This window comes from Chitinophaga sp. RCC_12 (assembly GCF_041360695.1).
Taxonomy (GTDB): domain Bacteria; phylum Bacteroidota; class Bacteroidia; order Chitinophagales; family Chitinophagaceae; genus Chitinophaga.
Genome location: NZ_JBFUPS010000001.1, coordinates 1148289 through 1173876, shown reverse-complemented (window position 1 = coordinate 1173876; position 25588 = coordinate 1148289). Strand labels below are relative to the sequence as shown.

At 48.2% G+C, this 25588-nt stretch carries 15 protein-coding genes; 9 read left to right on the top strand and 6 right to left on the bottom strand.

Annotation, left to right across the window (positions count from 1 at the left end; genetic code table 11):
• Positions 1-22: 22 nt before the first annotated feature.
• The 5 genes from AB6805_RS04510 to AB6805_RS04490 all read right to left on the bottom strand — a co-directional run bounded on the left by AB6805_RS04510 (position 23) and on the right by AB6805_RS04490 (position 6500).
• Complete coding sequence (locus tag AB6805_RS04510; protein WP_370908264.1) at positions 23-2572, bottom strand: outer membrane beta-barrel protein; 2550 nt, start codon at positions 2570-2572, stop codon at positions 23-25.
• 96 nt (positions 2573-2668) lie between these two features.
• Positions 2669-3379, bottom strand: coding sequence for a LytR/AlgR family response regulator transcription factor (locus tag AB6805_RS04505; RefSeq protein WP_370908263.1), 711 nt, complete (start codon positions 3377-3379; stop codon positions 2669-2671).
• On the bottom strand, positions 3379-4419 hold the full coding sequence (locus tag AB6805_RS04500) for a sensor histidine kinase (protein WP_370908262.1): 1041 nt from the start codon (positions 4417-4419) through the stop codon (positions 3379-3381). Before AB6805_RS04500 ends, AB6805_RS04505 begins: the two co-directional genes overlap by 1 nt.
• Before the next feature lie 117 nt (positions 4420-4536).
• Positions 4537-5868, bottom strand: coding sequence for an ABC1 kinase family protein (locus AB6805_RS04495; protein WP_370908261.1), 1332 nt, complete (start codon positions 5866-5868; stop codon positions 4537-4539).
• Between the two features lie 5 nt (positions 5869-5873).
• Positions 5874-6500: a TetR family transcriptional regulator C-terminal domain-containing protein gene (locus AB6805_RS04490; RefSeq protein WP_079470266.1), complete on the bottom strand. Its 627-nt coding sequence runs from the start codon at positions 6498-6500 to the stop codon at positions 5874-5876.
• Positions 6501-7044: 544 nt separating this feature from the next.
• Here AB6805_RS04490 and AB6805_RS04485 point away from each other — a divergent pair.
• Both AB6805_RS04485 and prfH read left to right on the top strand, forming a co-directional pair.
• Positions 7045-8445 (top strand): RtcB family protein, encoded by a 1401-nt coding sequence (locus tag AB6805_RS04485; protein WP_370908260.1) that lies wholly within the window; start codon positions 7045-7047, stop codon positions 8443-8445.
• A 4-nt stretch (positions 8446-8449) separates the two neighbouring features.
• On the top strand, positions 8450-9064 hold the full coding sequence (gene prfH / locus AB6805_RS04480; protein WP_370908259.1) for a peptide chain release factor H: 615 nt from the start codon (positions 8450-8452) through the stop codon (positions 9062-9064).
• Positions 9065-9094: 30 nt separating this feature from the next.
• On the opposite strand, the gene AB6805_RS04475 is transcribed toward prfH, so the two are convergent.
• Positions 9095-11632 (bottom strand): hypothetical protein, encoded by a 2538-nt coding sequence (locus AB6805_RS04475; protein WP_370908258.1) that lies wholly within the window; start codon positions 11630-11632, stop codon positions 9095-9097.
• Positions 11633-11929: 297 nt separating this feature from the next.
• Between AB6805_RS04475 and AB6805_RS04470 the strand changes: the two genes are divergently transcribed.
• The 7 genes from AB6805_RS04470 to AB6805_RS04440 all read left to right on the top strand — a co-directional run bounded on the left by AB6805_RS04470 (position 11930) and on the right by AB6805_RS04440 (position 25583).
• Positions 11930-15133, top strand: coding sequence for a SusC/RagA family TonB-linked outer membrane protein (locus AB6805_RS04470; protein ID WP_370908257.1), 3204 nt, complete (start codon positions 11930-11932; stop codon positions 15131-15133).
• A gap of 19 nt (positions 15134-15152) precedes the next feature.
• The gene (locus AB6805_RS04465; RefSeq protein ID WP_370908256.1) at positions 15153-16958 is read left to right on the top strand and encodes a RagB/SusD family nutrient uptake outer membrane protein; all 1806 of its coding nucleotides are present in this window, start codon (positions 15153-15155) and stop codon (positions 16956-16958) included.
• A 27-nt stretch (positions 16959-16985) separates the two neighbouring features.
• Positions 16986-17912, top strand: a complete 927-nt coding sequence (locus AB6805_RS04460) for an endonuclease/exonuclease/phosphatase family protein (protein ID WP_370908255.1) — start codon at positions 16986-16988, stop codon at positions 17910-17912.
• A 61-nt stretch (positions 17913-17973) separates the two neighbouring features.
• Positions 17974-20145: a GH92 family glycosyl hydrolase gene (locus AB6805_RS04455; RefSeq protein WP_370908254.1), complete on the top strand. Its 2172-nt coding sequence runs from the start codon at positions 17974-17976 to the stop codon at positions 20143-20145.
• Between the two features lie 259 nt (positions 20146-20404).
• The gene (locus AB6805_RS04450; RefSeq protein WP_370908253.1) at positions 20405-20965 is read left to right on the top strand and encodes an RNA polymerase sigma factor; all 561 of its coding nucleotides are present in this window, start codon (positions 20405-20407) and stop codon (positions 20963-20965) included.
• A gap of 54 nt (positions 20966-21019) precedes the next feature.
• Positions 21020-22144: a FecR family protein gene (locus AB6805_RS04445; protein WP_370908252.1), complete on the top strand. Its 1125-nt coding sequence runs from the start codon at positions 21020-21022 to the stop codon at positions 22142-22144.
• Between the two features lie 205 nt (positions 22145-22349).
• A complete protein-coding gene (locus AB6805_RS04440) occupies positions 22350-25583 on the top strand; it encodes a TonB-dependent receptor (protein ID WP_370908251.1) in 3234 nt (1077 codons plus the stop codon).
• Positions 25584-25588 lie beyond the last annotated feature (5 nt).

The window sequence follows — 25588 nt, the reverse complement described above, 5'->3', positions numbered from 1 at the left end:
CTTTAAACTTTAAGACAACTTCTTACTGAATCACTTCCTGCATTCCCTGCATGCCTGCACCCATGTTCTTTCTCTTAAACAGGCTGGCGTCAATTTTACCAAACCGGTAAGCAAATGTCAGGCGCATCATCTGCGGGTCGCGCAGGCGGCTGTAATACTGTGTGAAATAATCGCTTTGTGAATATTGGTCAGACCAGCGGGTCCTGAAGATATCATTTATACTAAAGGTTACTGAAGCCGCATTGTTTTTCAGGAAGCTCTTTTTGATGGCGGCGTCTACACCATAAAAAGAGGCGATGTAGCCCTGCGAAGCATTCTGCGACTGCTGCATAGGCGGACCGGCCTGCACGTTCTTGTTGTCATTTACAGGCAAATTGGTTTTCGACTGGTAAGTACCTGTGAGCTGCACTTCAAAATTTGCGGGCAGCTTAAAGGTGCTGTTGAGTTTACCAAACCAGCTCCAGAGCGCATCCTGCGATTGCGTTACATTGTCTGTATTGATCTTCGAATTGTAGAGATTCACATTGGCGGTAGCACTCCACCATTTGGTGAAATTATACATGGCAGTCACTTCCGCACCGGCAGAATAGCTGGAATTCGCATTGATATAAGTGTTCACCAGCAGTTCCTGGCCATTTACCGGATCGGTTTCCTTTGTGAGGTAACGGGTGATCAGGTTGTTGGTATGTCTGTAATAGAGAGATGCCAATATGGTATTGTTTCCTTTCAGCGTTTTCAGGTACGACATTTCCAGTGAAGTAGTGAACTCCGGTACCAGCCCCGGGTTACCTTTCGTGATGTTTAGCTTATCGGTAGAGTCGGTGAACGGAATCAGCTGGAAGAAGTTAGGCCGGTTAATACGACGGGTGTAGCTCACCTGCAGTTCCTGGTCGTGTTTCAGCTTCTGGCTTAAAAACAGGGATGGGAACAGGCTTACCGGGTAGTTGTTGGAGAAATGCTGTCCGTTGTTGAGCAGATCACCGGTGTAATTGGAACTTTCCGCACGTACACCTACTTTATAACCAAAATTACCAATGGTGTTGGATACGCTTACATAAGCGGCGTATACATTATCACTGTTTTTATAATTATTGGAGGCGGCCGGTATCAGTACATATTCCTTTGTTTCAGGGTCCAGCATATAGTTGTTGAAGTTGCTCTTAATTTTACGGACAGAGGCTCTCAACCCGGTTTCCAGCTTTAATTTACCATTGAAGGGCTTTACATAATCCGTTTGGATGGTCATAAAGCTCATGGCACCATTACCCAGGATCTGTTGTATATCGCTGCCGCTGATGTTGCTGCCGGCATAGCGGTCGGTCCGGTAATCGGAGTTATTATCGCTCTTTCCGCCAAAATAGTTGAAGTCGGCGGTCAGTTCTTCTCCTTCTTTAGGGAACAGGTGTTTCATTCCCAATACCACGCCGTTAGCGTTGAACTTGTTATGGGAACTGGAGTTACGCTGACTGAAGGACCTTATATCGCCGGCTTTATTCAGGGTGTCGGTATTAATATCGATCCTTTCAGAAGGATTCATGGAGCCATGCACCTTGATCCCGGCCACAGACAAGGTGGTACGGTTGGTAACAAACCAATCGAGTCCAAGTTTACCAAAAACGAAACCGCCATCTGTTTTGTTGGCGTTGTATTGGTTGATGTTGGTGGCCGGTTCATCTGCAAAGTTGTTACGCTCGGTGGTACCATTGGTACGGCCTTTCATCTGGTTGCCCATTACGCTGGCGGAAATATTTACCTTATCCTGGCGCAGGTTAAAGTCCGCGCCGCCATTTACAGCGCCGCGTTTATCCACACCGGCACGCAGGTTACCATTGTAACCCGTTTTGCGGTTCTTTTTCAGCACAATGTTCAGGATACCGGCGCTACCACCGGACGCATCGTATTTGGCAGAAGGATTGGTGATCACCTCTACGTTTTCAATCGCATCCGCCGGAATCTGTTCCAGGGTGAGGGTGGTCGGGCGCCCGTCGATATACAGCTGCGGGGCGCTGTTGCGCAGGGTTACATTACCGTCGATATCCACATTTACAGAAGGCACGTTTTTCATTACATCCAGCGCGGTACCACCGGCGCTGACGATGTTTTTCTCCACGTTAAATACCTTTTTATCGATATCCATCTGCATGAGCGGTTTGGTGCCGGCTACAGTAACGCCTTGCAGCTGGGTAGTGCTTACCGCCAGCTTAATATTGCCGAGATCCTTTTCAAAAGGAGGAAAGGTCACCGCTTGTTCCACAGTTTTGTACCCGGTAGCAGTGATCCGCAGTTTCAGCGGGCCCCTGCCGGGCAGATCCTCCAGGCTGAACTCACCATTACCTTTGGTCAGCACGCCTTTCAGCAGCTTTTCCTTCATTTTTTTTGTGGCGCTATCCATACGGTTCTGCAGGATAATTACGGAAGCATAAGGAACGGCTTTACCATCGGGGTCAATAATTTTGCCATATACATGGCCGCTCATTCCCATACCCATCGGCATCTTAGCGCCTGCGGGAGGCTGAGCTACAGCACTCATTGAAAGCAAAAACAGGGTGATAAACAAATAAATCTTTTGCATTTTATATAAATTCAGATCATGCAAAAGTATACCCGCCAGATGGATAAAATAAATTAAATGAGATGAGTGGGGAAAAAACTGCTACGAACTGTCGGATCACTGACCGGCCTTTCCGGCAATAGCATATACCGCATCACGGTAGGTATCGCCCACCGGGAATTCCAGCGTATCGAGGAATACACTGGTTTTCCGGATAGCAGTGATGGCGGCAATGGAAACGATATACGACTTGTGCACACGCACAAACCTGGAGCCGGGCAACTGCTCCTCTAATCCCTTGATACTCATGCGTGTAATAACCGGTTTGGGATTGCTGTTCAGGTGGATTTTTACATAGTCTTTTAGTCCTTCTATCCACCGGATATCGGAATACACTACTTTCAGCAGGCTGTAGTCTACATTTACAAAAAAGAAATCAGCCTCTTCCCGGGCGGTTTTTCCACCCGTTTTGAGCAGGAAAAGCTCCTGTGCTTTATTACAGGCTTTGATAAAACGCTCCAGGGACACCGGTTTTACAAGATAATCCGTTACCGCGAGGTTGAAGCCCTGCAAGGCATATTTTTCATAAGCCGTAATCAGTATCACCAGTGGTTTATTGGGCAGCGATTCCAGGAACTGTAACCCCGTAAGTCCCGGCATCTGGATGTCGAGGAATATAAGGTCCACCGGCTGATGCCGCAAAATCTCCATCGCCTCAAATGCGTTGTTGCATTTGCCGGTGAGCTGCAGGTACGGAACCATGCTGATATTGTCTTCCAGCAGGTCCAGCGCTAACGGTTCATCGTCTATGGCGATACATTTCATCATCAGTGGAGATTTAATTGCAAGGATACTATAAACCAGTCATCTTTTTTATCTATATGCAAAACATAATTATCTCCATATAACAAATTCAAACGCCTTTTTACATTGGTAAGACCTATACCGCTGGTTTTATCTTTTATTTCGGAAGAATCTTTATTGAAACGGTTCTGCACAGAAAAAAATAATTTGTCATCCCGCGTATATAGCCGGATATCTATCGTAGCATCGGTGATCATGCCGGTACCATGCTTAAAAGCGTTTTCCACAAAGGGAATCAGCAGCATCGGCTCTATTTCATAACAGGTGTCGCCCGTTTCCAGCGATACCCGGATACTTACGTTCTTCCCGAAGCGTTGCTGCTGCAGGTCGATATAGCTTTGCAGGTATTCTGTTTCTTTTTGCAGGGGAACTTTGTCCTCATCCGCTTCGTATAGCATATAACGCATCAGCGACGAAAGCTTGATGAGAGAGGGTTCCAGCACATCCGACTTTTTACGCGCCAGCGATACCATGTTGTTGAGCACATTAAACATAAAATGCGGACTTACCTGCGAACGGAGCAGCGACAATTCCGTTTTCAGCAACTCATTTTCCCGTGCACTCGTTTGTCTTTCCAGCTTCATTTTATCAACAATCATCTGGAAGGCAGTACTGGCGGATAGTACAAAGAAAAAAATGAAGAAAGTGAACAGGACGGTGGGTTTAATATCTATGTGATGCGGTTTCAGGAATATCTTTTCAAAACCATACCGCATGGTACACATGAAAATAAAGATCCCTACTATATAAAGGATATAATCGAAAATTTTCTTTTTATACACCAGCTTCGGAATAAATACCCAGGCATTCAGGTAAAAAAAAACGACCAATACGAGGTAAGTAAAATACATATACAAGGTCCACATCTGTTTTTCATTCAGGAGGTCCCGGTCGTACTTCTCGTTCGTAGGATGTAACAAATAGGGGAGAGAGAAGAATATCAGCCACGCGAGGATATGCCTGGCTATTATTGCCCATTTCTGCTGGTACCATTCCTGTTTCATGGCGGCAAATTAGGGGATTTGTGTAATTATCAAGGCAGAGTTGCGACCAATTACAATAATTCTACGACTAACTCGGAAAAGAACAAAGCTTTCCGGGGAAAAATCCCGGAAAGCCTGTTAAGCAGTTTTCCTGGCGGTCACCAGCTCCTGTATCCTGGCGGGGCCGGTGACTACATTCGCTTTCAGGTCGCTCAGAATGGAGTATAACCCAAAATAGGTACGGTTAATATAGAGACTATGCCTGGAGCCACGCGCTACCTTTGAATCACGGATCTCTTTCATATTGTAGAGTTCATCCATGTAGGCATATATTTCATTAAAATAAACTTCGTTGCCGAAATCAAAGTTGTCCAGCGTAAAGGGGAGGGTCAGCAAATCGATCATATGCTGGAAAAGGCCGGAGAAGAATTCCACCTCTTTGGGGCTGTCCGACGGATGGATCATTTCCAGGTTGGTATAGATCTGGTGCCGGCGTTTCTCGTCTTTTAACACCTCTTTGTCAACCAGCAGGAAGTAATTCTCATAGAAATCTTCGGGTATTTCCTTTACACAGCCAAAATCAAAAATGCCGACAGTGCCATCCGGGCGCATCAGGAAATTGCCGGGATGCGGGTCTGCATGCACCTGTTTCAGGCTATGTACCTGGAACTGGTAAAAGTCCCAGAGGGCCTGGCCAATTTTATCCCGCACTTCCTGCGAAGGGTTGGTCAGCAGGAATTCTTTCAGGTGCTGACCATCCAGCCAGTCCATGGTAATGATCCGGTCCGACGACATTTCCGGGTAGTAACCGGGAAATTTCAGGTTGGGAATATGCGCGCATTCCCTGGAAAGGTCCATAGAACGGCGGAGTTCCAGTTTGTAGTCGGTTTCCTCCAGCAGTTTACTTTCTATTTCGTCGAAATATTTGTCCATGTCCACCTCGTTCATGCCCACAATGCGGATGGCAAAGGGTTTCACAATACGGAGGTCTGACTTTACGCTATTGGCTACGCCGGGATACTGGATTTTAACGGCCAGCTTTTTACCATCTTTGGTGGCTTTATGCACCTGCCCTATAGAGGCGGCGTTAGACGCCTGCAGGTCAAACTGGTCGTACAGCTGTGAAGGCGATTTCCCCAATGTCTTTACAAAAGTATTTACTACCAGCGGGCCGCTCAGCGGGGGAGCGCTGTATTGCGACATGGCGAATTTTTCGGTATAGGCTTTCGGCAACATGCCTTTATCCATACTCAGCATCTGCGCCACTTTCAGTGCGCTGCCTTTCAGGTTACTCAGCGTATCGTAAATATCCGCGGCATTGTCCTGGTGAAGCTCTTCTTTGGTGGTAGAAGGGTCCATCAGCTTGCGGGTGTAGTGTTTGATATAGTTGGTACCTACCTTAAGTCCTGTCGTAACGAATTTGCCTGCCCTTTCCACTTTGGAAGTGGGAATATTGGATTGTTCTTTCATGATGCTTATTTCCGCGTAAAAATAAATTTCCCGAAATCCAGCAAACTATCCAGTGTATTGGATTTGATCAGCTGGAAGCTCAGGTTCACCGCTTTTTCAATGGCGGCATCGGTCATCTCAAACTGGTTGCTGGTATCATCCAGCCAGTATTTCAGCACAAACAGGGCCTGTAACCAGAAACCATGTACATATTGGTCGGAGATATATTTCCTTTCCTTGATTTCGCTGGATTGATAACCTTCTTTTACCAGGTCACTTACATACTTATTAAATGCGTGACGGAAAGTTTCCAGTTTGTTGCGGTACAGGTCCGGTAACCGGAAGTGTTTGCGCTGCAATAACAGGTAACTCCGGTCTTCTTTCAGTTTCTGCACCCAGAGAAAGTAAAAGGCCAGCAGTTTTTCCTGCGCATTATATTGCTGATAAATTTCATCTGCATGCAGTTGATCCAATGTTTGTTGGAAGATAGCTAACCAGATATCTTTTTCTACCGCTTCCAGTGAACTGTATTGTTCATAGAATTCGGTTTCAGAAACGTCTACAAGTTTGCAGAGTGCATAAACAGAAACGGGCGCTTTGCCGTTTTCCAGCCAGTACACTTTATAGGCGTTGCGGATGAGCTGTTTGTCCATAAGAAAAAGTTTTATAATGTTGATGTAGCCCGTCCGGAGTGGGTTCCGGAGGTTAAAAATGCGGGTACATACAAATTTACGTCATGCACAGTTATAAACCCTTTTTTATAGGCTGGGGAAATGTTAAAATCTGCGACTATCTGCGCTAAAATTATTATGTGAAAAAAATGCGGCTGTATTTATAAAATAGCTATATCTTTGCACCCGAATTCCTTATTCTTCATCTTTTTAAAATACAAGGAATCATGACAGAACGTACCCACATATCGCTCCTTTCGCTCCTTGCCTGATCAGGCAAACGTTGCTGCTTACCTTTTACATAAGCCGGAATAATACTTGTATGGATCTTATACTTTTTGTATAAATACATTTCGTATATACGGATACGTTAGTGCCTCCGTTTGCTTTATCTCTCCTTTCAGCGGAAGGTGTGTTCCAGCACGGAACAACATTTACATTCATTTATATTTAATACCGCACCGGGTTACCGGCGCCGCCGTGGTGTGCCTTTAAAGGCCTCATCACCGCACATACATCACCTTTTATGGGCAGTATAAAAACAAAAGAACTTAGTAAAATAGGTTATACAAACGACCAGGCCAGAAGCCTCGTCATCAATATTATATCAAAGCATTTCAAACACGAAACGAAGACAGATCTTATAGCGCTGTTAACCGCCATCAAAGCTGATCCGGCCAGCTATCGCTCCCACGAAATACTGGGAAAAATAGCGGACACCTTTATGGATGAACCGGTGGAATGCAATTTTCAGTCGTATGACCTGCTGGAAAAAACAGGTCAGCTGAAAGTATACGGCGCCAAAGAAATAGAACGCTCCGCCAAGCAACAAATGGAAACGGCGATGTCTTTACCGGTTACCATACAGGGCGCCCTCATGCCGGATGCGCACACGGGCTACGGCCTGCCTATCGGCGGCGTATTGGCTACAGATAACGCTGTACTGCCGTTTGCAGTAGGCGTGGATATTGGCTGCCGAATGGCGCTCACCATCTTTGATGAAGGTGAAAGCTTTTTAAAACGCTTCTCCCACCAGGTAAAAGTGGCGTTGAAAGAATACACGCACTTTGGCATGGAAGGCGGCCTGGAATTTCCACAAGAACATGAAGTGCTCGACAGCACAGCGTTCCAGTCGACAGAATTGTTGCGGAAATTACAAGCCAAAGCTGCGCGGCAGTTAGGTTCTTCCGGCAGCGGCAACCATTTTGTGGAATTCGGTTTAATAGAACTGAAAGAAGACAATGCCTTGCAGCTACCACCAAAAAGGTACCTGGCATTGCTGTCGCATTCCGGCAGCCGTGGCCTGGGCGCTAACATCGCGCAGCATTACACGCGCATCGCTATGGATACCTGCAAGCTGCCAAAGTCGGCGCAACAGCTGGCCTGGCTGGATCTCAACAGCGAAGCGGGGCAGGAATACTGGCTGGCCATGAACCTGGCCGGTGATTATGCCAAAGCGTGCCACGACCGCATTCACCTCAATCTCATGAAGGCGCTGGGTTTGCAGTCGCTCGCAAAAGTGGAAAATCACCACAACTTTGCCTGGGAAGATACCCTGGCAAACGGTCAGTCCGTGATCATTCACCGCAAAGGCGCTACCCCGGCTCATGCCGGCGAAATGGGCATCATTCCCGGCAGCATGTGCACTGCGGCCTACCTCGTAATGGGAAAGGGCGTGGACAATGCTTTATACTCCGCCTCCCACGGCGCAGGCAGGGCCATGAGCCGCAAAAGGGCCAAAGAAAGCATGACCGTATCCGGTTTGAAAAAAATGCTGGCCGCTGCAGGTGTCACCCTCATCGGCGGCAGCGTGGAAGAAAATCCGCTGGCATATAAAGACATTGAAGATGTTATCAACGCACAGCAGGAATTAGTAGACATACAGGGCCGGTTTATGCCCGCTATTGTAAGAATGAATAAAGACTAACAACATGGAACAAATGATTATACAGATCACCTCGGGCCGCGGCCCTGCAGAATGTTGCAGGGTGGTGGCAAAGGTGCAGGAAATAATGATAAAGGAAGGCCGCGCAGCAGGCATCAGCATACAGGTACTGGAAAATATCAAAGGAGATATTAACGGTACCCTGCTTTCTGCTACGCTGCTGCTCAAAGGAAAAAATGTAACGGCCTTTTGCGGATCGTGGGAAGGTACCGTGCAGTGGATTGCACAAAGTCCCTACCGTAAATTTCACAAACGTAAAAACTGGTTCGTAGGCATATCTGTATTCGATATCAAAAAACAGGTGCAGTGGAATCCGAAAGACGTAACGCTGGAAACCTGCCGGGCCGCGGGGCCGGGCGGTCAGCATGTGAACAAAGTGGAAACCGCCGTGCGTGGTATTCACCGCCCTAGTGGATTACAGGTGTTGGCCATGGACAGCCGCTCACAACTGCAGAATAAACAGCTATGCCTGGAACGGCTGGAAGCAAAGTTCCTCGCCTGGCAAACGGGCGAGCTGGTAAAACAGCAGCAGGACCGCTGGCAGGAGCATAATGAACTGGAAAGAGGGGATGCGGTGAAAGTGATCCGCGAACGGTTGTAAGAAGCAGGTGTACCGGCTGGTACACCTGCTTTAATATTGCTCTATCGCCTTCGTATACTCCATCTCAAACGTTTCTCCGTAAATCCTTTCATACTCGGCAATAAATGAAGTGTATATTTTCTTCGCAGATGCATGCTGCCGCAGGGTTACCAATGCCTTGCATTTTAGCATCACTGCTTCTTCACACAGCGAATCAAAGGTGAGAATACAATCGCAGATACTGATCACCTCTTCCGGCTCCGCAGCATGTTCCTCCAAGTGGTGGATCAGCAGCGGAATTGCCTGCGCGGAAATATCCGCTTTGAATTTGTCAAGCCATGGATATTCGGTTTCCTGCAAAAATGCGCCTCTTTTTACAATGTCTGCAACCCGGTGAATATTGCTTCCATCGATTGTAATAACGGACAATAGGTGCAGGTATTCAGCCAGATCGACCTGTATCTGCGGATCGTCAAAATGAAAGATCCATTTATCGTTTTCTTTCGCGAGCGTATAGATGCCGGTTTTATCAAGGATGCTTTTCAGCTTGACAATATTTACAGAGCGGTTATTTTTGGCATCTTTCACAGAGCGCCCCGGCCATAGTATTTCATTGATTTTTTCGGAAGAAATACCCGTTTTGCCCAGTAAGGAATGCAGGAATAATAGCAGGAACAATTCTTTTAGCAGCGGGCTGAATAACCGGGTGATATCGTTGCCTTCTTTGTCGAGCACCGTGAAATGCCCGAATAAATAAACAGCCGATGCTGGTTGCGCGGGAAGGATCGTCGTTACCGGCGGCGCTGGCGCTTCCTGCTGTGGCTCAGTGGCCACTAACGGCTCATCATCTTCCTTTACTGTTTTATTAATTTTTACAGCAGAAATTCCCGCCGCCAGCAGAAACAGGGAAAATCCAATGGCTATTGCCAGCAGCAGCCTCATAACGTATTCGGGTATACGCTCATTGGCGGGGGCTTTTACGGCAAGGCCGTAAGGTGAAAAACTAAGCGTATATATTTTGACCTTTGTAATGTTGTTTTTTGGGGAGAAGAAGGTAACGGCTACCAGCTTATCATTTTGCGGACAATAGAACAGGTAGGCAGCTGATTTGGTATCGTAGAAATTGTACGGCAAACTGGCCGCCATTTTAACATAAGTAGGGTTTTTCAGCGAACCCCGGATCAGCTGCAGGGAAGAATTCATTCGGTCGTTGGGAAATGTCAGTGCAAAATATTCCTGGTGCGCGCTGTTGATGATCATGTTACCGGCCAAAGCAAAAGGTTCTTCCGGTTCCTTCAGCTTATAAATAGTTTTGAAGGTCCTGCGCTTTACATCAAACAGCAGGAGGTCGTACAGCGCGTGTGGATTCAGCAGCTGGTCGCCGGTAATACTGCCGTAGCCACCCAGTATATAAACAGAATCTCCCGCGTTGCTGGCGCCTGCTGCGGCTAAGTAGCGTGGCGTGAAAAAGTCGCCGGTTACATGTACGGTATCCCAGTTCTGATGACCGGGATCATACCGGTGTACCTCATTTTTATAGCGGAAGTCGCCATATCCGCCCAGTGAATAAATGGCGCTGTCGTATAATGAAAAGAAAATATTGGAATGCCAGTAGTTGGTTACTGCATCCGCATCAATAGACTGATTCCAGCTGGCGGTGGCTGAATCAAACCGGGCCACCTGTTGCCTGTCGGGAAATAAATTGTACAGTTGATGCCGGGCCATGTCGTATGCCGACCGGATCCCGGCGGGAGTGCCTTGCGGCTGCCCGAGCGCACTGGCAGCCAGTGTTCGCGAGCTGCAGCTGAATTGATATATGGAATCCCTCCCCGTGATATACACATTTTCAGTAGCGGGGTTCATCGCTACACCGGCATTGCTGTTAATAGAAAAGGAGTCGGCCAATTGCCATTCGGTGAATTGTGGCCGCAGCCAAACCGGGTTTTTAATGGTAGCAGTTTGCCCGGTGAACCCATCTTTTGCAACCGTACCGCTTACCTGGTCCAGCGGCCAGTGGTGCAGTAATTCCTGCCCGGTGGAAATTTTCACATCCTTGAGCCGCATGGGCGCTACATCAAAGGTTTTGAATGTTTTGCGGTAATTGGCGCCGAAGCAAATATTCAGCTGGTGTCCGGAAATAACCGGGTGACGGATACTCTTTACTGCTTTCCCGTTTACAGTAACGAGCAGCGTATGCGAACGGGTGTTAATGTCCAGCCGGATGTTATTCCATTGATGGTACAGGGAATCCCGGTCTATCTTAAAAGAAATCCCGGAAAATTCATTACCGGTAACCACATTAAATGCATACGTATGTACATTATATATCAGGTCAATATTTTGTTTCTTTTCATCGGTTATCCGGAAAATATACCCGAAATAAGAAGAAGAAAAAGGAAGGAAAGACAGGTCAAACGAAAGTGCATATTTATCTTTTACTACCAAAGGTTGCCCGGGGAAAAGATCAAGGGAAGTGCGCGATTCCTGCGGAATGTTCTTGCATGCAAACTCCAGTCCGTAAGCTTCCTGGGCTTTGCTGATGATAGTAATAGTCAGTAATGTTAATAACAAAAGAGTAGATCTGTACATTGGCGGCCTTACAATTATTGTTGTAAGAATTTTTCAATTATCCTATGGTAAAAGCGGGTCACCGGCTTTCAATAACGTGGCAAATTACTCGCTAAATAAGTATTATCTCCGATCTGAAAGTTAACTTTAGTTTAAGAAACTTTTCTAGTGTTAATTTAGGCGATTATACACGCATTTCATAATTTATTTTGGGTTAATTCACGCCATTAATCACCAGTTAACCCGCCCGTTAACCCGCACTTCCTTATTTGCAGCAGACATTTTATTATTCCTGATCTACAAAATCACAGAATCACCATGAAGAGATGGTTATGCATTCTACTGCTGCTAGGCTACGCATTCAGAAGCTCTGCGCAATCGCACCCGGTAAAGGGCAGGGTGGTCGACGACGCCGGCCAGCCGTTGCTGGGGGTATCTATTAAACTGTCGGGCACGGGCACCGGCACCAACACGGATACCAAAGGTAATTTCAGTATCAATGCTACTGCCGGCGACCGCCTCATATTCAGTTTTGTCGGATACAAACCGGATACCCTCGCCGTAGGTAATCAAACTAATATCCAGGTAGTATTAAAAGATAATATATCCAACCTCAACGACGTGGTAGTGGTAGGATATGGTACGCAGAAGAAAGCAAATCTTACCGGGGCCGTTGCACAGGTATCCGGCAAGGTACTGGAAAACCGCCCGCTTCCAAACCTCAGCCAGGGACTACAAGGCATGATCCCTAACCTCAATCTCGTACCCGGCGATGGAAAACCGATCCAGTCGCCCGCCTATAATATCCGCGGTACAACATCTATCGGACAGGGAGGAAGTGCCCTTATCCTTATCGATGGGGTAGAAGGGGATCCGGCTATGCTCAACCCCGCCGACGTGGCCAGCGTTACCGTATTAAAAGATGCATCTTCTGCCGCCATCTATGGCGCAAGAGCTGCATTCGGCGTAGTACTCATCACCACAAAAACACCGGTGAAAGACAGGCTGAGTGTAAGCTACTCCTCTAATTACTCTATTAAAAAGCCTACTACCGTTCCCGATATGGTGACTAACGGTTACGAATATGCCAAAAACTTCAATGAGGCCTGGAGCGCCTGGAACGATTATTCCCAGTCGCCACAAAACATCAATAAAACACAACCCTTCTCCAAAGCTTACCTGGATGCCCTGAAAGCGCATGAGGATGATCCCTCCCTGCCAAAAACAATCGTGAATGCCGCAGGTAACTATGAGTATTATGGTAATACCGACTGGTACGGCCTGCTATATAAAAACCATACCACCGCTACAGACCAGAACCTCACCGTTTCCGGCAGCAGCGGTAAAGCCAGTTACTACCTCACGGGTCGTTATTATGGTCAGGATGGATTGTTCCGCTTTAACACCGATGATTATAAAATGTATAACCTGCGCGCAAAAGGAAACATCCAGCTGTTCCCCTTTTTACAGGTGTATAACAATACAGAATTTTCCAACAGGGATTATCACAACCCGCTCAACGTAGGCGAAGGGGGTGGTATCTGGCGCAATATGGCCGATGAAGCGCATCCTTCTTCCATGCTGCTCAACCCGGATGGCACCCTCACCGCCTCTGCTGCTTACACGGTAGGGGATATGTATTATGGTAAAAACGGACTCGACTGGAACAAACAGGTATTCAGGAATACTACCGGCTTTATCGCAAATATTTATAAAGATAAATTCAGGCTGAAAGGCGACTTTACCTTCCAGAATACCGCCGATAACCAGAAACGTTTACGCGTACCCGTACCTTACAGCGCAGCGCCGGGTGTAATTGCTTATGTGGGCAACGCCTACAACGATCTTATGATGAGCAATTACAATACCCTGTACCTCGCCTCTAATCTGTATGGTGAATATGAAAACCGTTTTGGGGGAGATGTGCATTACTTTAAAGCCCTCGTTGGGTTCAACTATGAGCAGTCGACCTACAAAGGATTCGCTACCACCCGCAACGGCCTGGTGTACAGCGATGCCAAAGATCTCAGTCTTGCGCTCGGAACCAATGTAAACACCACCGGCGGCTACGACCGATGGGCCATCATGGGTGAATTCTTCCGGTTAAACTATGCGTATAAAGACCGCTACCTCGTGGAAGTGAACGGCCGCTACGACGGTTCATCGAAATTCCCCTCCGATCAGCGCTATGCTTTCTTCCCCTCCGTATCCGCCGGCTGGCGGGTAGCACAGGAGCCTTTCTGGAAAGTATCGCCAAAAATTATTTCCGATCTGAAAATAAGAGGTTCCTATGGTTCCCTGGGTAATGGCAATGTGGCATCCTACGCCTACCAGGAAAAACTGGCTATCACACAATCATCCCGCGTGATCAACGGCGTAAAGCAGCAACAAACATCACAACCCGTGGTGCTGCCGGATGGCCTTACCTGGGAAACCTCCACCACCCGCGACCTCGGACTGGACCTCTCTGCTATCAATGACCATCTTACCATTAGCGGGGACGCCTATACGAGAATTACCAAGAATATGTTCACCGTAGGACAAACACTTCCCGCTGTATTTGGTACAGATGTACCCAAAGGAAACTATGCCGATCTGAAAACAGTAGGATGGGAAGTCACCGTGGGGTGGAAAGACCAGTTTAATGTAGCCGCAAAGCCACTGCACTATGCAGTAAGCGTTTCTATGGCCGATTATAAGGCCACCATCACCAAATACAACAACACCAATAATAAACTTACAGATTATTATGTGGGGCAGCGCTTCGGTGAAATATGGGGTTACACCAACGATGGCTACTGGACAAAAGATAACGTATCCCAGGCCGCCAAAACACAGGCGCTCTTTAAAGCCTCCAACAGCGGACAATGGCTGCCTGGCGATATCCGGTTTAAGAACCTGGACGGTGATCCTAATATTAATAATGGTGCAAATACACTTAGCCAGCACGGAGATCTTACCATCATCGGTGATACCCTGCCGCGGTATACCTATGGAATCAACCTGAGCGCCGACTGGAATAACTTCTTTATCGGCGCCTTCTTCCAGGGTGTATTACAACAGGATTGGTGGCCGGGGTCAGAGTCAGATGTATTCTGGGGACAGTATAACAGGCCCTATAATTTTATGCCTAAATCACAGCAGGGAAAGATCTGGTCGGAAGACAATCCGGATGCATACTTCCCACGCTATCGCGGGTATGTGGCGCAGAACGGTGCGGGTGAATTAAATCCGCCGCAATCAAAGTACCTGCAAAATGTGGCATACATACGGCTCAAAAACCTGCAGCTGGGTTATAACCTCCCGCACTCGCTGGTATCACGCGCCAGGATGACGTCCGCACGCGTTTATCTCTCCGCGGAAAATCTCTGGTCGTGGTCGCCGCTGTATAAAGTTACCCGCGACCTTGATGTGGAAAGTATCCGCCGTTCCGATGCTGTAACGGATCAGAACAGTTCCGGTAATGGTAATAACTATCCCATCCTGAAAAGCTATACGATCGGGATCAACATCACACTCTGATAAATAAAAAGGAAAAGCTATGCAACAATATATAACTGCATTACTCCGGAAAAGGACGGCACTCATACTGGCAGCAGGGATGTTTATCACCGGTTGCGCAAAGAACCTGGATCAATCGCCGGTATCCACCGCCACTAAAGATGCCGTGTTTGGAAGTGCCGATGGTCTGAAACTCTATGCTAACTCTTTCTACGACGTACTGCCCGGTATCAACGATATCTATAAAGCAGACGGAATGGCCGATTACAGCGCCGTGAATTCCGTTCCCGATTTTTTAAGACAGGGCGGATATACTTCCAGGACTGCTACGGGATGGGACTGGAAAAATTTGCGCAACATCAATTACTTCATCGCTAACTGTACCGATCAGCGGGTACCGGAAGCAATAAGAAATAACTACCTCGGACTGGCCCGTTTTTTCAGGGCATACTTTTACTTCGATAAAGTAAAACGTTTCGGCAATGTACCCTGGATTGGTAAACCCTTTGAAGTAGATGATCCCGCGTTATATGCAGGCCGTGATCCGCGTACAAAGATCATGGACTCCGTGATCGCCGACCTGGATTACGCCGCTGCCAACATTACGCTTACCGGTGATCCTACCTGCAGCCAGATCACTAAAAATGTGGTGTACGGATTTAAATCGCGCGTATGCCTGTTTGAAGGCACCTTCCGCAAATACCAGCAGCAGCTGGGCCTGGCGGGTGGGGCCGACAGTCTCCTGGCCGCCGCTGCCGCCGCCGCTAAAACAGTGATCGATAGTAAGGCGTTTAGTTTAAACCAGATAGGTGGCGCCACGGCGTCATACCGGCAATTATTTACCAGCACGGCGCCGGTTACCGCTGAAGTGATGCTGGCCAATATTGCCAATGCCAGTCTCGGCGCCTTTAACGATGCCAACTGGTGGTATACCAGCGCCACCTATGGCTCCCGGCTTAGCTTTACCCGCAAATTTGTGAACACCTATCTGAATGTGGATGGTACGCCTTTTACCAGCACGCCGGGATATGATACGCTGCCTTTTAATAAAGAAACGCTGGGCCGCGATAACCGCCTCCAGCAAACCATCCGCACGCCGGGATACAAGCGCACCAGCAACGGAACAGTAGTATCTGCACCGCCGGTATTTTCGTATACCTATACAGGTTATATGCCTATTAAATGGTGCCTGGATGACACTTATTACGATAATGGTACCAACAACATCAACGCTATTAGCCTCATGCGCTATGCGGAAATCCTGCTGAACTATGCAGAGGCCCGCGCGGAACTGAAGCTGCTCAGCGACGACGACTGGAAAATAACAGTAGGCGCACTGCGTGCCCGTGCCGGTATTACCGGCGGTATTGCCAGTAAACCGGTGGTCATTGATAGCTATTTAAAAAGCAATTATTTTAACGATATTACCGATCCTTCCCTGCTGGAAATCAGGCGGGAAAGAGGCATAGAGCTGGTGCTGGAAGGCTTCCGTTTTTATGACCTGGTAAGATGGAGACAGGCGCCATTGCTCACCGGTTCCTGGAACGGTATGTACGTGCCGGCGCTGAATGTGCCAATGGATCTCGACAGCGATGGCGTAATGGATGTTTGCTTCTATCAAACGATGCCGGCCAATCCTGTAAAGGGAGTTACCTATATCAATGTATCTCCTCAACTGGGTAGCGGAGTAAATCCACAGCAGTTGTCGCATGGCACTTACGGCGAACTGCATTGGCTGGATAACGTACCGAAAGAATGGTTGGAACGCAAGTACCTGTATCCCATTCCTTACAACGACCTTCAGCTCAATCCCAATCTGCTGCAGAATCCAGGCTGGGAAGAGTAGTATTGATAACCGTATAAATAACAACAGATGAAGAAAAGCGTAATGCTGGTAATGGCCTGTGTAGTCATTTTCTCCTATGGAGTAAAAGCGCAAAAGTTTAATGTAGCTACCTACAATATGCGCAATGATAACAACAAAGACGATTCCATTGCAGGCAATGGCTGGAAGCAGCGCTTCCCGGTGATCGCCTCGCTGATTGCGTTCCACGACTTTGACATTTTTGGTACCCAGGAATGTTTATACCACCAGCTGGAAGATGTGAAAAACAGCCTGTCCGGTTACGATTATATCGGTATAGGCCGCGACGATGGCAAAACGAAAGGAGAATACTCGGCTATCTTCTATAAAACATCGAAATTCAAACTGCTGAAAAAAGGTGATTTCTGGATGTCCACCATTACCGACCGGCCAAATAAAGGCTGGGATGCTGTGCTGCCCAGGATTTGCTCCTGGGGCGAGTTTAAAGAAATTAAAACAGGATTTACCTTTTATTTCTTTAACCTCCACATGGATCATGTGGGCGTAGTAGCCCGCTCAGAAAGTGCGAAACTGATTCTCGCAAAAATAAAAGAGATGACCGGCAACAAACCGGTGATCCTTACCGGCGATTTCAACGTAGACCAAACCAGCGATTCGTATGCAGTACTTCACACCTCCGGTGTATTGGAAGATGCGTATGAAACCACCGCCATCCGCTACGCGCTGAACGGTACCTTCAACAGTTTTAAAACCGACAGCAAAACAGACAGCCGTATCGATCATATTTTTCTGACCAAACAGTTTAAAGTGAGCCGCTATGGGATCCTTACCGATACCTATCGCAGCAAACGTCCGGAGGGCGCCACTCCCGAGGCAAACGCCAACTTCCCCAAAGAAGTGCGTATGTCAAAATATATTGCCAGGGAGCCGTCAGATCACTTCCCCGTAATGGCTACGGTGGAATACCGTAAATAATCACCTCTTTTTTATCAACACGGGCCTGCTGATGCGGGCCCGTGTTATGAACAGGCATTCTATGCAGTCACCTTTCTGTTACCTGCCGGTAATCGCCTTACTGTTTCTAATAGGTTGCACCACCAGCCCGCAAATTAGTACAGAACAGTATATCGACCCTACTATCGGCAATATTTCCACGTTATTGCAGCCCACCAGGCCCGTGATGCAGCTGCCCAATCAAATGATCCGCGTATACCCGTTGAGGAAAGATTACACCGATGATCAGGTCAGCGGGTTTCCATTGCAGGTGGCCGCACACAACAGCGGGCCTTTGTTTGTTGTATTACCTGCCACCGGTAAACTTACACCCGCCGCCTGGCAACAAAAACAAATCTACGACCGGGAAATTATTCACCCCTGGTATTATCACGCTGATTTGCTGGAAAGCAATACCACCGTGGAGTTCACGCCGGGAAGTAAAACAGGTGTCTATCGTTTTACCTATCCTGCCGGCACGCGGAAATATTTATTGCTCGATAGCGCAGGGTATCACACCAACGGAACTACCGTCACTGCACAAACATTTTATCACGATGATGTACCGGTATACTTATATGGAGAATTTAATACGCCTGTTAACGTTATAACGCTTACGGATACACTAGAATATCTTTCCTTCCCGGATACCACCACTAACATCATTACCCTGAAGTACGCTATTTCTTATGTTAGCATGGCGAGTGCGGAAAATAATTTTAAACGGGAGATAGGTGACAGGGATTTCACCGCGGTACAAAATAATGGTCAGCAGCGATGGAAGGCAATAACGGATCAGATCAGGGTAGAAGGTGGCTCCACAGCGCAGCGCCGCTCTTTTTACACGGCCCTGTACCGCTGTCACGAACGGATGGTGGATATCGCAGAAGATACGCTTTACTACAGCGGGTATAATAAAAAAGTAAATCACACTACCCGCCCGTTTTATGTAGATGATGCCACCTGGGATACCTACCAGGCACTGCATCCCCTTCGCATGATCCTTCATCCGCAACAGGAAGCCGACATGTTGCAATCCTATACGGAAATGTACCGGCAAAGTGGCTGGATGCCCACCTTTCCCCGGTTGTATGGCGATCATCCCTGTATGAACGGGTTTCACAGCACCATCGTTTTCCTCGATGCCCTACGCAAAGGCATTCCGTTAACAGACCAGGATACAGCATACGCCGGGATGAAGAAGAACGCATTGATGGCTACCATGCTGCCCTGGCGCAATGGACCCAACCGTCCGCTCGATTCTTTTTATTACACACACGGATATTATCCTGCTTTACCGCCCGGCGACACTGAAACTGTCAGCACTGTACATCCTTTTGAAAAACGGCAGGCGGTAGCCGTTACATTGGGACATAGCTACGACGACTGGGCGTTGTCGCAATTCGCAGCGGCATTAAAACATGATGCCGATGCCCGCCTGTTTGCCGCGCGCGGTGAAAATTACCGGCACCTCTGGAACCCGGGCAATGGCTTTTTTATGCCAAAGGATGCTGCCGGCAACTGGATCAATATAGATCCCGCTTTCGACGGCGGGCCGGGTGGCCGCGACTATTACGATGAAAACAACGGCTGGACCTATCTCTGGCAGGTGCAACACAACCTGCCGGCCCTCATCAGCTTAATGGGTGGCGAGAAACGTTTTGAAGCGAGGCTGGATGAACTGTTCCGCAAAGATCCCGGCATGCCCCGCTATGAACTATGGCACAAGTTCCCGGATGCCACCGGCCTCGTGGGACAATTTTCTATGGGCAACGAACCCGGCTTTCACATTCCCTGGCTGTATAATTATGCCGGCGCCCCCTGGAAAACGCAGAAGCGCGTCCGCTTTTTACTGGACCTCTGGTTTAAAGACAGTGTATTCGGCATCCCCGGCGATGAAGATGGCGGCGGCATGAGCGCCTTTGTAGTGTTTGCCGCTATGGGCTTTTACCCCGTTACGCCCGGCATACCCATCTATACCATCGGCAGCCCCATATTCAGCAGGATCACCATTACCCTTCCGGAAAACCGCCGGTTCACGATTATTGCCAATCACTGCTCCGATACCAATAAATATATCCAAAGCGCCCGCCTGAACGGAGAAGTACTTACCTCTCCCTTTTTCACCCACCAGCAACTTACGCAAGGCGGTACGCTGGAGCTGGAAATGGGCCCCACGCCTGGCCGCTGGGGAGCGAGCGTACACGCCCTCTAGCGGATTTTGTCTTTCCCGCTGATTACGCTGATTATACTGATTACCTTGATTTTTACTTTTGGATTTTATAATAATTAATGGAGACCTAAGCGGATATATTCGCTTAGATCTCCATTAATTATTAATCTAAAAATCCAAAAAAATCCAAAAAGTAAAAATCAAGGTAATCAGTATAATCAGCGTAATCAGCGGGAAAGACAAAATCCGCTGCATTTTACTTATTTTTATAGCGCACCCGGATATCAACCAATTACCACACGTGGAGGAACAAAGTGACATAGCGCTATTACAAAGACTACGGCAATCCGATGAATCGGCGTACACCGAAATATTTCATCGTTATTGGGAGAAACTGTATGCTATTGCGTACAACCGCCTGCGTACCCGCGCTGCAGCGGAAGATGTAGTGCAGGAAGTACTGGCCAGCCTGTGGGTACGAAAAGGGGAGCTGGATATCCGCCACCTTTCCGGGTACCTGGCTACAGCTACGCGGTATGCCGTGTTCCGGCAGATCAGCCGTTTATTGCCGGATCATCCGCTGGATACGGCTGATGTGGCGCAGCAACTGGTACAAAACCCTGATATGGACCACCTTGATTATTGCCGCCTCCAGGAGCGGCTGGGGCAGGAAATCGACCACCTCCCCGAAAAATGCCGTCTCGTATTTTTATACAGCCGCCGCGATCAGTACAGCAATAAAGAAATCGCCGCTGCCCTGCAACTGTCGGAAAAAACGGTGGAAGCCCATCTGACAAAGGCCCTGAAACACCTGCGCGTTCGCCTGAAAGACGTATATCCCTATCTTTCTTTCTTCTTCTGAAAAAAAATATAAAAATAACTAAGGGTAACAGCAGTATTTCTGTACTCTGTTATTATGCAGCACCTAAAAGACCTGATCCAACGTTACCTGAAAGGCAATGCTTCACCCGAAGAAGTGGAAGCGCTTCACGAGTGGTATGATAGCTTCGACGACAGCGAAGTGCCGCTGCCCGTGGAGCCAGGGGAAGACCGACGGATGCTGGAACAGCGGCTGCTCAACAGGTTGAAGCCGGTGATGCAGGCGCCCAAAGTGAAAAAGATTCCCTTCTGGCGTTATGCCGCTGCTGCGGCCCTGCTGGCCCTGGTAGCAGTAGCCGGGAAAATAGGATGGCAGCACCGGTATCCATCTCCCCAAAAAAATATGATGGCGGATAACGCCACCGCAACAGATAAACCGCCGGCCAACCAAAAAGCCATGCTTACCCTGGCCGATGGCAGCACTATTACACTCGATGATGCAGCCAACGGCGCCCTTGGTAAACAAGGCGGTGCAAACATCATCAAAAAAGAAAAAGGACAACTGGCCTACCAGGCCAATGACGCCAGCGACGAAGTAGTATATAATACCCTCACCGTGCCCCGTGGTGGCCAATTTCAGCTGGTATTGCCGGACGGCACCAGGGTATGGCTCAACTCCGCCACTTCCCTGCGTTATCCTACAAGTTTCCAGGGAGCAGAACGGAAAGTGATCCTGCAGGGACAAGCCTACTTTGAAATTGCCGCCAATGCCGCAAAACCCTTTAAAGTACAGGCCAATGAAATGGAAGTGCTGGTGCTGGGCACCCGCTTCGATATGATGGCCTACCCCGATGAACCCACGATCAACGCCACCCTGGTGGATGGAAAAATAAAAGTACAGGATAAGATCCTGCGTCCCGGCCAGCAGGCCGTGCTGGCCCTGTCCGGCCACCAGCTCACCGTTCGCGATGCCGACGTCAATAAAATTATGGCCTGGAAAAACGGCCTCTTTGTATTTAATAATATGGACCTGCCAACCATACTGCGGGAAATTGCCCGCTGGTATGATGTGGAAATTGTGTATCAGTCCCCACCCGGTAAAGAACTGTATGGTGGCGGAATCAGCCGGAATCTTAATTTGTCAGCCGTATTGCGCGTGTTAGAAGAAAACGGAACTAATCACTTTAAAACAGATGGAAATAAAGTAGTGGTATTACCGTAAAACCTGTAAAAAAAGCATATGAAGTAACACATTGAACAATGAAAAAAGCCGGAGGTGGTGACACACCCCCGGCAGCAGCTCAGCATCCTGTAAGATCAGCGACGATCATTTAAGAATTCTAAACCTTATTAAAAGTATGCATTTAAAATTTAAGGAGATACCATTTCTCCCAAAGGGACTTTTATTAACCAAAATTTTGCGGGTTATGAAAATGACCACCTGGCTTATCCTGATCGCCTGCCTACATGTAAGCGCCAGGAGTTTTTCACAACAGGTTACCCTCTCTGTGAAAAATATGCCGTTACAGAAAGTATTTGCAGAAATAATCCTGCAATCGGGGGCCACCATCGTATACAATGAATCTGCCCTCAAAAACACCACCCCGGTTACCTTACAGGTAAGCAGCGCCTCCGTGCAATCAGTACTGGAGCAATGCCTGCAACACCAGCCGGTCACCTTCTCTATCAACAACGGGGTATTCGTTATCCGCCCAAAGTCCGATCCCCCGCCGCCGTCAGTGGATACCACTGGCCGTATTACCGGTATAGTACGTGGCCCTGACGGCACACTGCTCCCCGGCGCTACGGTAATTGTAAAAGGCACCAGCAGGGGCAATGCTACCAATGCAGGCGGACAATTCACCGTAGCCGCCAACGCCGGCGAAATACTGGTGTTCACTTTCACCGGCTATGATAAACAGGAACTGCCCGCCCGCAACGGCATGCAGGTAACCCTGCGAACCGCCAACAGTCAGCTGGATCAGGTAGTGGTAGTAGGCTACTCTGATAAAAAGAAAAGCGAATTAACCAGCGCCGTTACCGTTGTAGACGCTGCAAAACTGAAAGACGTTACCACCAACGATGTAGGTACTATGCTGCAAGGTAAAGTAGCCGGTCTCCAGGTGGTAAGCAGCTCCGGTGTGCCCGGCGCCGCAGCAGAAATCCGCATGCGCGGCATTTCTTCGGTCAACGCGTCGCAAAGTCCGCTCGTAGTAGTGGATGGTATCATTGGCGGCAACTACGACCCCAACGATATTGAAAGCGTAACGGTGCTCAAAGACGCCGGCGCCACTGCCATGTACGGCTCCCAGGCCAATGCCGGCGTAATCATCATCACCACCAAAAGAGCCGCTTCAGGTAAAATACAGTTCCAGGCAAAAGTAACCACCGGCTTCCGCACACCCGACTTTGGCACCATGGACATGATGAACGGCAGCGAATTGTATGAACGCCAGAAAGAATATTACCGCGACTATATTCCAGGCGCTTCCAACAACTCCTACAAAATAGACCTGCTGAAATTTTATAACGAACGCCCGCTCAACCTACGCAACCAGAACTACAATTGGTTAACCGATATGTTCCAACGCGCACCGATGCAGAATGTATATCTCTCCGCCAGTGGCAAGTCGGAAAAATCAGATTACTACCTGGGCCTCTCTTATTACAACGAGAAAGGAACTTTTATGAATACCAACTACCAGCGCGTAAACCTGAGAGCCAATTCTACTTACCACTTTACCAAACGTATCAGCCTAACCAACAACATCAACCTCAGCGGCTCCTTTGGTAAAACATACGACTACAACGATATGTATTATGCTTATCTCAACATGCCCTGGGATAACCCGTACGACAGCTCCGGTAAAGCATTGTATGTAGATGGTAATTCGCCCTTCAAATGGTGGTCGCGCGATAAGGTAAATCCTATTCACACCATTAATAATTCGGAACATCCCTACAAGAATTTTGATGTGAATTATGACATGGGACTTAACATCGGTATCACCGACTGGCTCACATTTACCAGCACCAACCGGCTTTCGCTGGGATACAATAAAAATAAAACCTGGTATTCGCCGGATGTGGCCGGGCAATACCATAGTACCGGTTACCTCAGTGAATTCAGTACACTTAACTATGGATACATCTCCAACAACCTGCTGAAAGTAGATTTCCGTATGGGCGATCACCGCATCAGCGGCCTCGCGGGCGTAGCGTTTGAAGGCAGCAACACCGACGTGCTGGGCGCCTCCGGGAAAGGACTGCCCGCCGGTTTAAAAGTGCTGAACGTAGTAGCCAACAGCCAGGTTGTAAATGGTAGTATCAATGAAGCTATTATACAGTCGTTCATCTCACAGGTAAACTACAGTTACCTCGATAAATATTTCCTCACAGGATCATTCCGTGTGGATGGCTCTTCCAATTTTCCATCCGGTAACCGATGGGCATCTTTCCCATCTGTTTCTGCCGCATGGTTAATGAGTAATGAAGATTTTCTGAAAGATAATGCGGTGTTCACTAATCTGAAACTCCGCGCCAGTTACGGCGTTACCGGTACACAGGACATCGGGTCATCGCGCTATCTGGCGTTGTTTTCACTGGCCAGCCAGTACAACGGACAAATAGCGGCTACGCCATCACAGCTGCCCAGCCCGGATCTTACCTGGGAAAGCAAATACCAGTGGAACGGCGGTATCGATATCGGGTTGTTTAAACGCATTGACCTGAGCGTGGATGTGTATAACAACATCACCAAAAACCTGTTACTGCAGGTATCACAACCATTGTCGGTTGGCTTTGAAACACGCTGGCAGAACGTAGGCGAGCTGGTGAACAACGGTGTGGAACTGGGCATTAGCTCCGTGAATATCCGCGGCCGGAAATTCCAATGGAGCACCGATTTTAATATCAACTTCAACACCAACAAGCTGCAGAAGTTCCCGGCCAGTATCATCAACACACAATCTACCTGGAGTATTTCACAGATCTACCGCAATGGCGGCAACCTGTATGAATTTTATATGCCCAAATGGTTAGGGGTAGATAAACAAACCGGCGCACCTTTATGGGAAGTGGTGGATAAAGATGGCAACAGGTCATCTACCTCGGATTATGCCAGCGCCACCTACCAGGAAGTAGGCTCCGCGTTACCGAAGTTCCAGGGCGGCATGACCAACACTTTCACCTATAGCGGTATCTCTTTAAGTGCAAATATCTATTTCCTTTCCGGCAACAAAGTATACAGTAATAACCTGCGCTTTGTGGAAAATGATGGCAACGAACCTTACTATAACCAGGTGAACCTGCCCAAAGGCAGCAGTACCTGGGCAAAGCCCGGCGACAATGCCACAGAGCCCAGTCCGCAGAATTCTGCCAACAGCACGCAAACGTCTACACGCTTTTTGAAAGACGGCAGCTTCTGGGCATTGCGTAACATCAGCCTGAGTTACGAACTACCCAAAGCATTGGTAAACAGGTGGCGCCTCGATGGTGTGACCGTTGGCTTCACCGCCGATAACGTGCATACGTTCACCAATTTCCTGGGACAGGATCCGCAAACTACCATCACACCTGGATCACAGGTAATGCCTGGCGTGTCGGATTTCAAGTATCCCAACAACCGCCAGTACCTGTTCAACATTAATTTCAGATTCTAAAATGC

What these genes read in the sequence shown, in the direction of transcription:
- AB6805_RS04510 (WP_370908264.1), bottom strand. Translation starts at nt 2,572, where the DNA reads ATGCAAAAGATTTATTTGTTTATCACCCTGTTTTTGCTTTCAATGAGT.
- AB6805_RS04505 (WP_370908263.1), bottom strand. Translation starts at nt 3,379, where the DNA reads ATGATGAAATGTATCGCCATAGACGATGAACCGTTAGCGCTGGACCTG.
- AB6805_RS04500 (WP_370908262.1), bottom strand. Translation starts at nt 4,419, where the DNA reads ATGAAACAGGAATGGTACCAGCAGAAATGGGCAATAATAGCCAGGCAT.
- AB6805_RS04495 (WP_370908261.1), bottom strand. Translation starts at nt 5,868, where the DNA reads ATGAAAGAACAATCCAATATTCCCACTTCCAAAGTGGAAAGGGCAGGC.
- AB6805_RS04490 (WP_079470266.1), bottom strand. Translation starts at nt 6,500, where the DNA reads ATGGACAAACAGCTCATCCGCAACGCCTATAAAGTGTACTGGCTGGAA.
- AB6805_RS04485 (WP_370908260.1), top strand. Translation starts at nt 7,045, where the DNA reads ATGGGCAGTATAAAAACAAAAGAACTTAGTAAAATAGGTTATACAAAC.
- prfH (WP_370908259.1), top strand. Translation starts at nt 8,450, where the DNA reads ATGGAACAAATGATTATACAGATCACCTCGGGCCGCGGCCCTGCAGAA.
- AB6805_RS04475 (WP_370908258.1), bottom strand. Translation starts at nt 11,632, where the DNA reads ATGTACAGATCTACTCTTTTGTTATTAACATTACTGACTATTACTATC.
- AB6805_RS04470 (WP_370908257.1), top strand. Translation starts at nt 11,930, where the DNA reads ATGAAGAGATGGTTATGCATTCTACTGCTGCTAGGCTACGCATTCAGA.
- AB6805_RS04465 (WP_370908256.1), top strand. Translation starts at nt 15,153, where the DNA reads ATGCAACAATATATAACTGCATTACTCCGGAAAAGGACGGCACTCATA.
- AB6805_RS04460 (WP_370908255.1), top strand. Translation starts at nt 16,986, where the DNA reads ATGAAGAAAAGCGTAATGCTGGTAATGGCCTGTGTAGTCATTTTCTCC.
- AB6805_RS04455 (WP_370908254.1), top strand. Translation starts at nt 17,974, where the DNA reads ATGCAGTCACCTTTCTGTTACCTGCCGGTAATCGCCTTACTGTTTCTA.
- AB6805_RS04445 (WP_370908252.1), top strand. Translation starts at nt 21,020, where the DNA reads ATGCAGCACCTAAAAGACCTGATCCAACGTTACCTGAAAGGCAATGCT.
- AB6805_RS04440 (WP_370908251.1), top strand. Translation starts at nt 22,350, where the DNA reads ATGAAAATGACCACCTGGCTTATCCTGATCGCCTGCCTACATGTAAGC.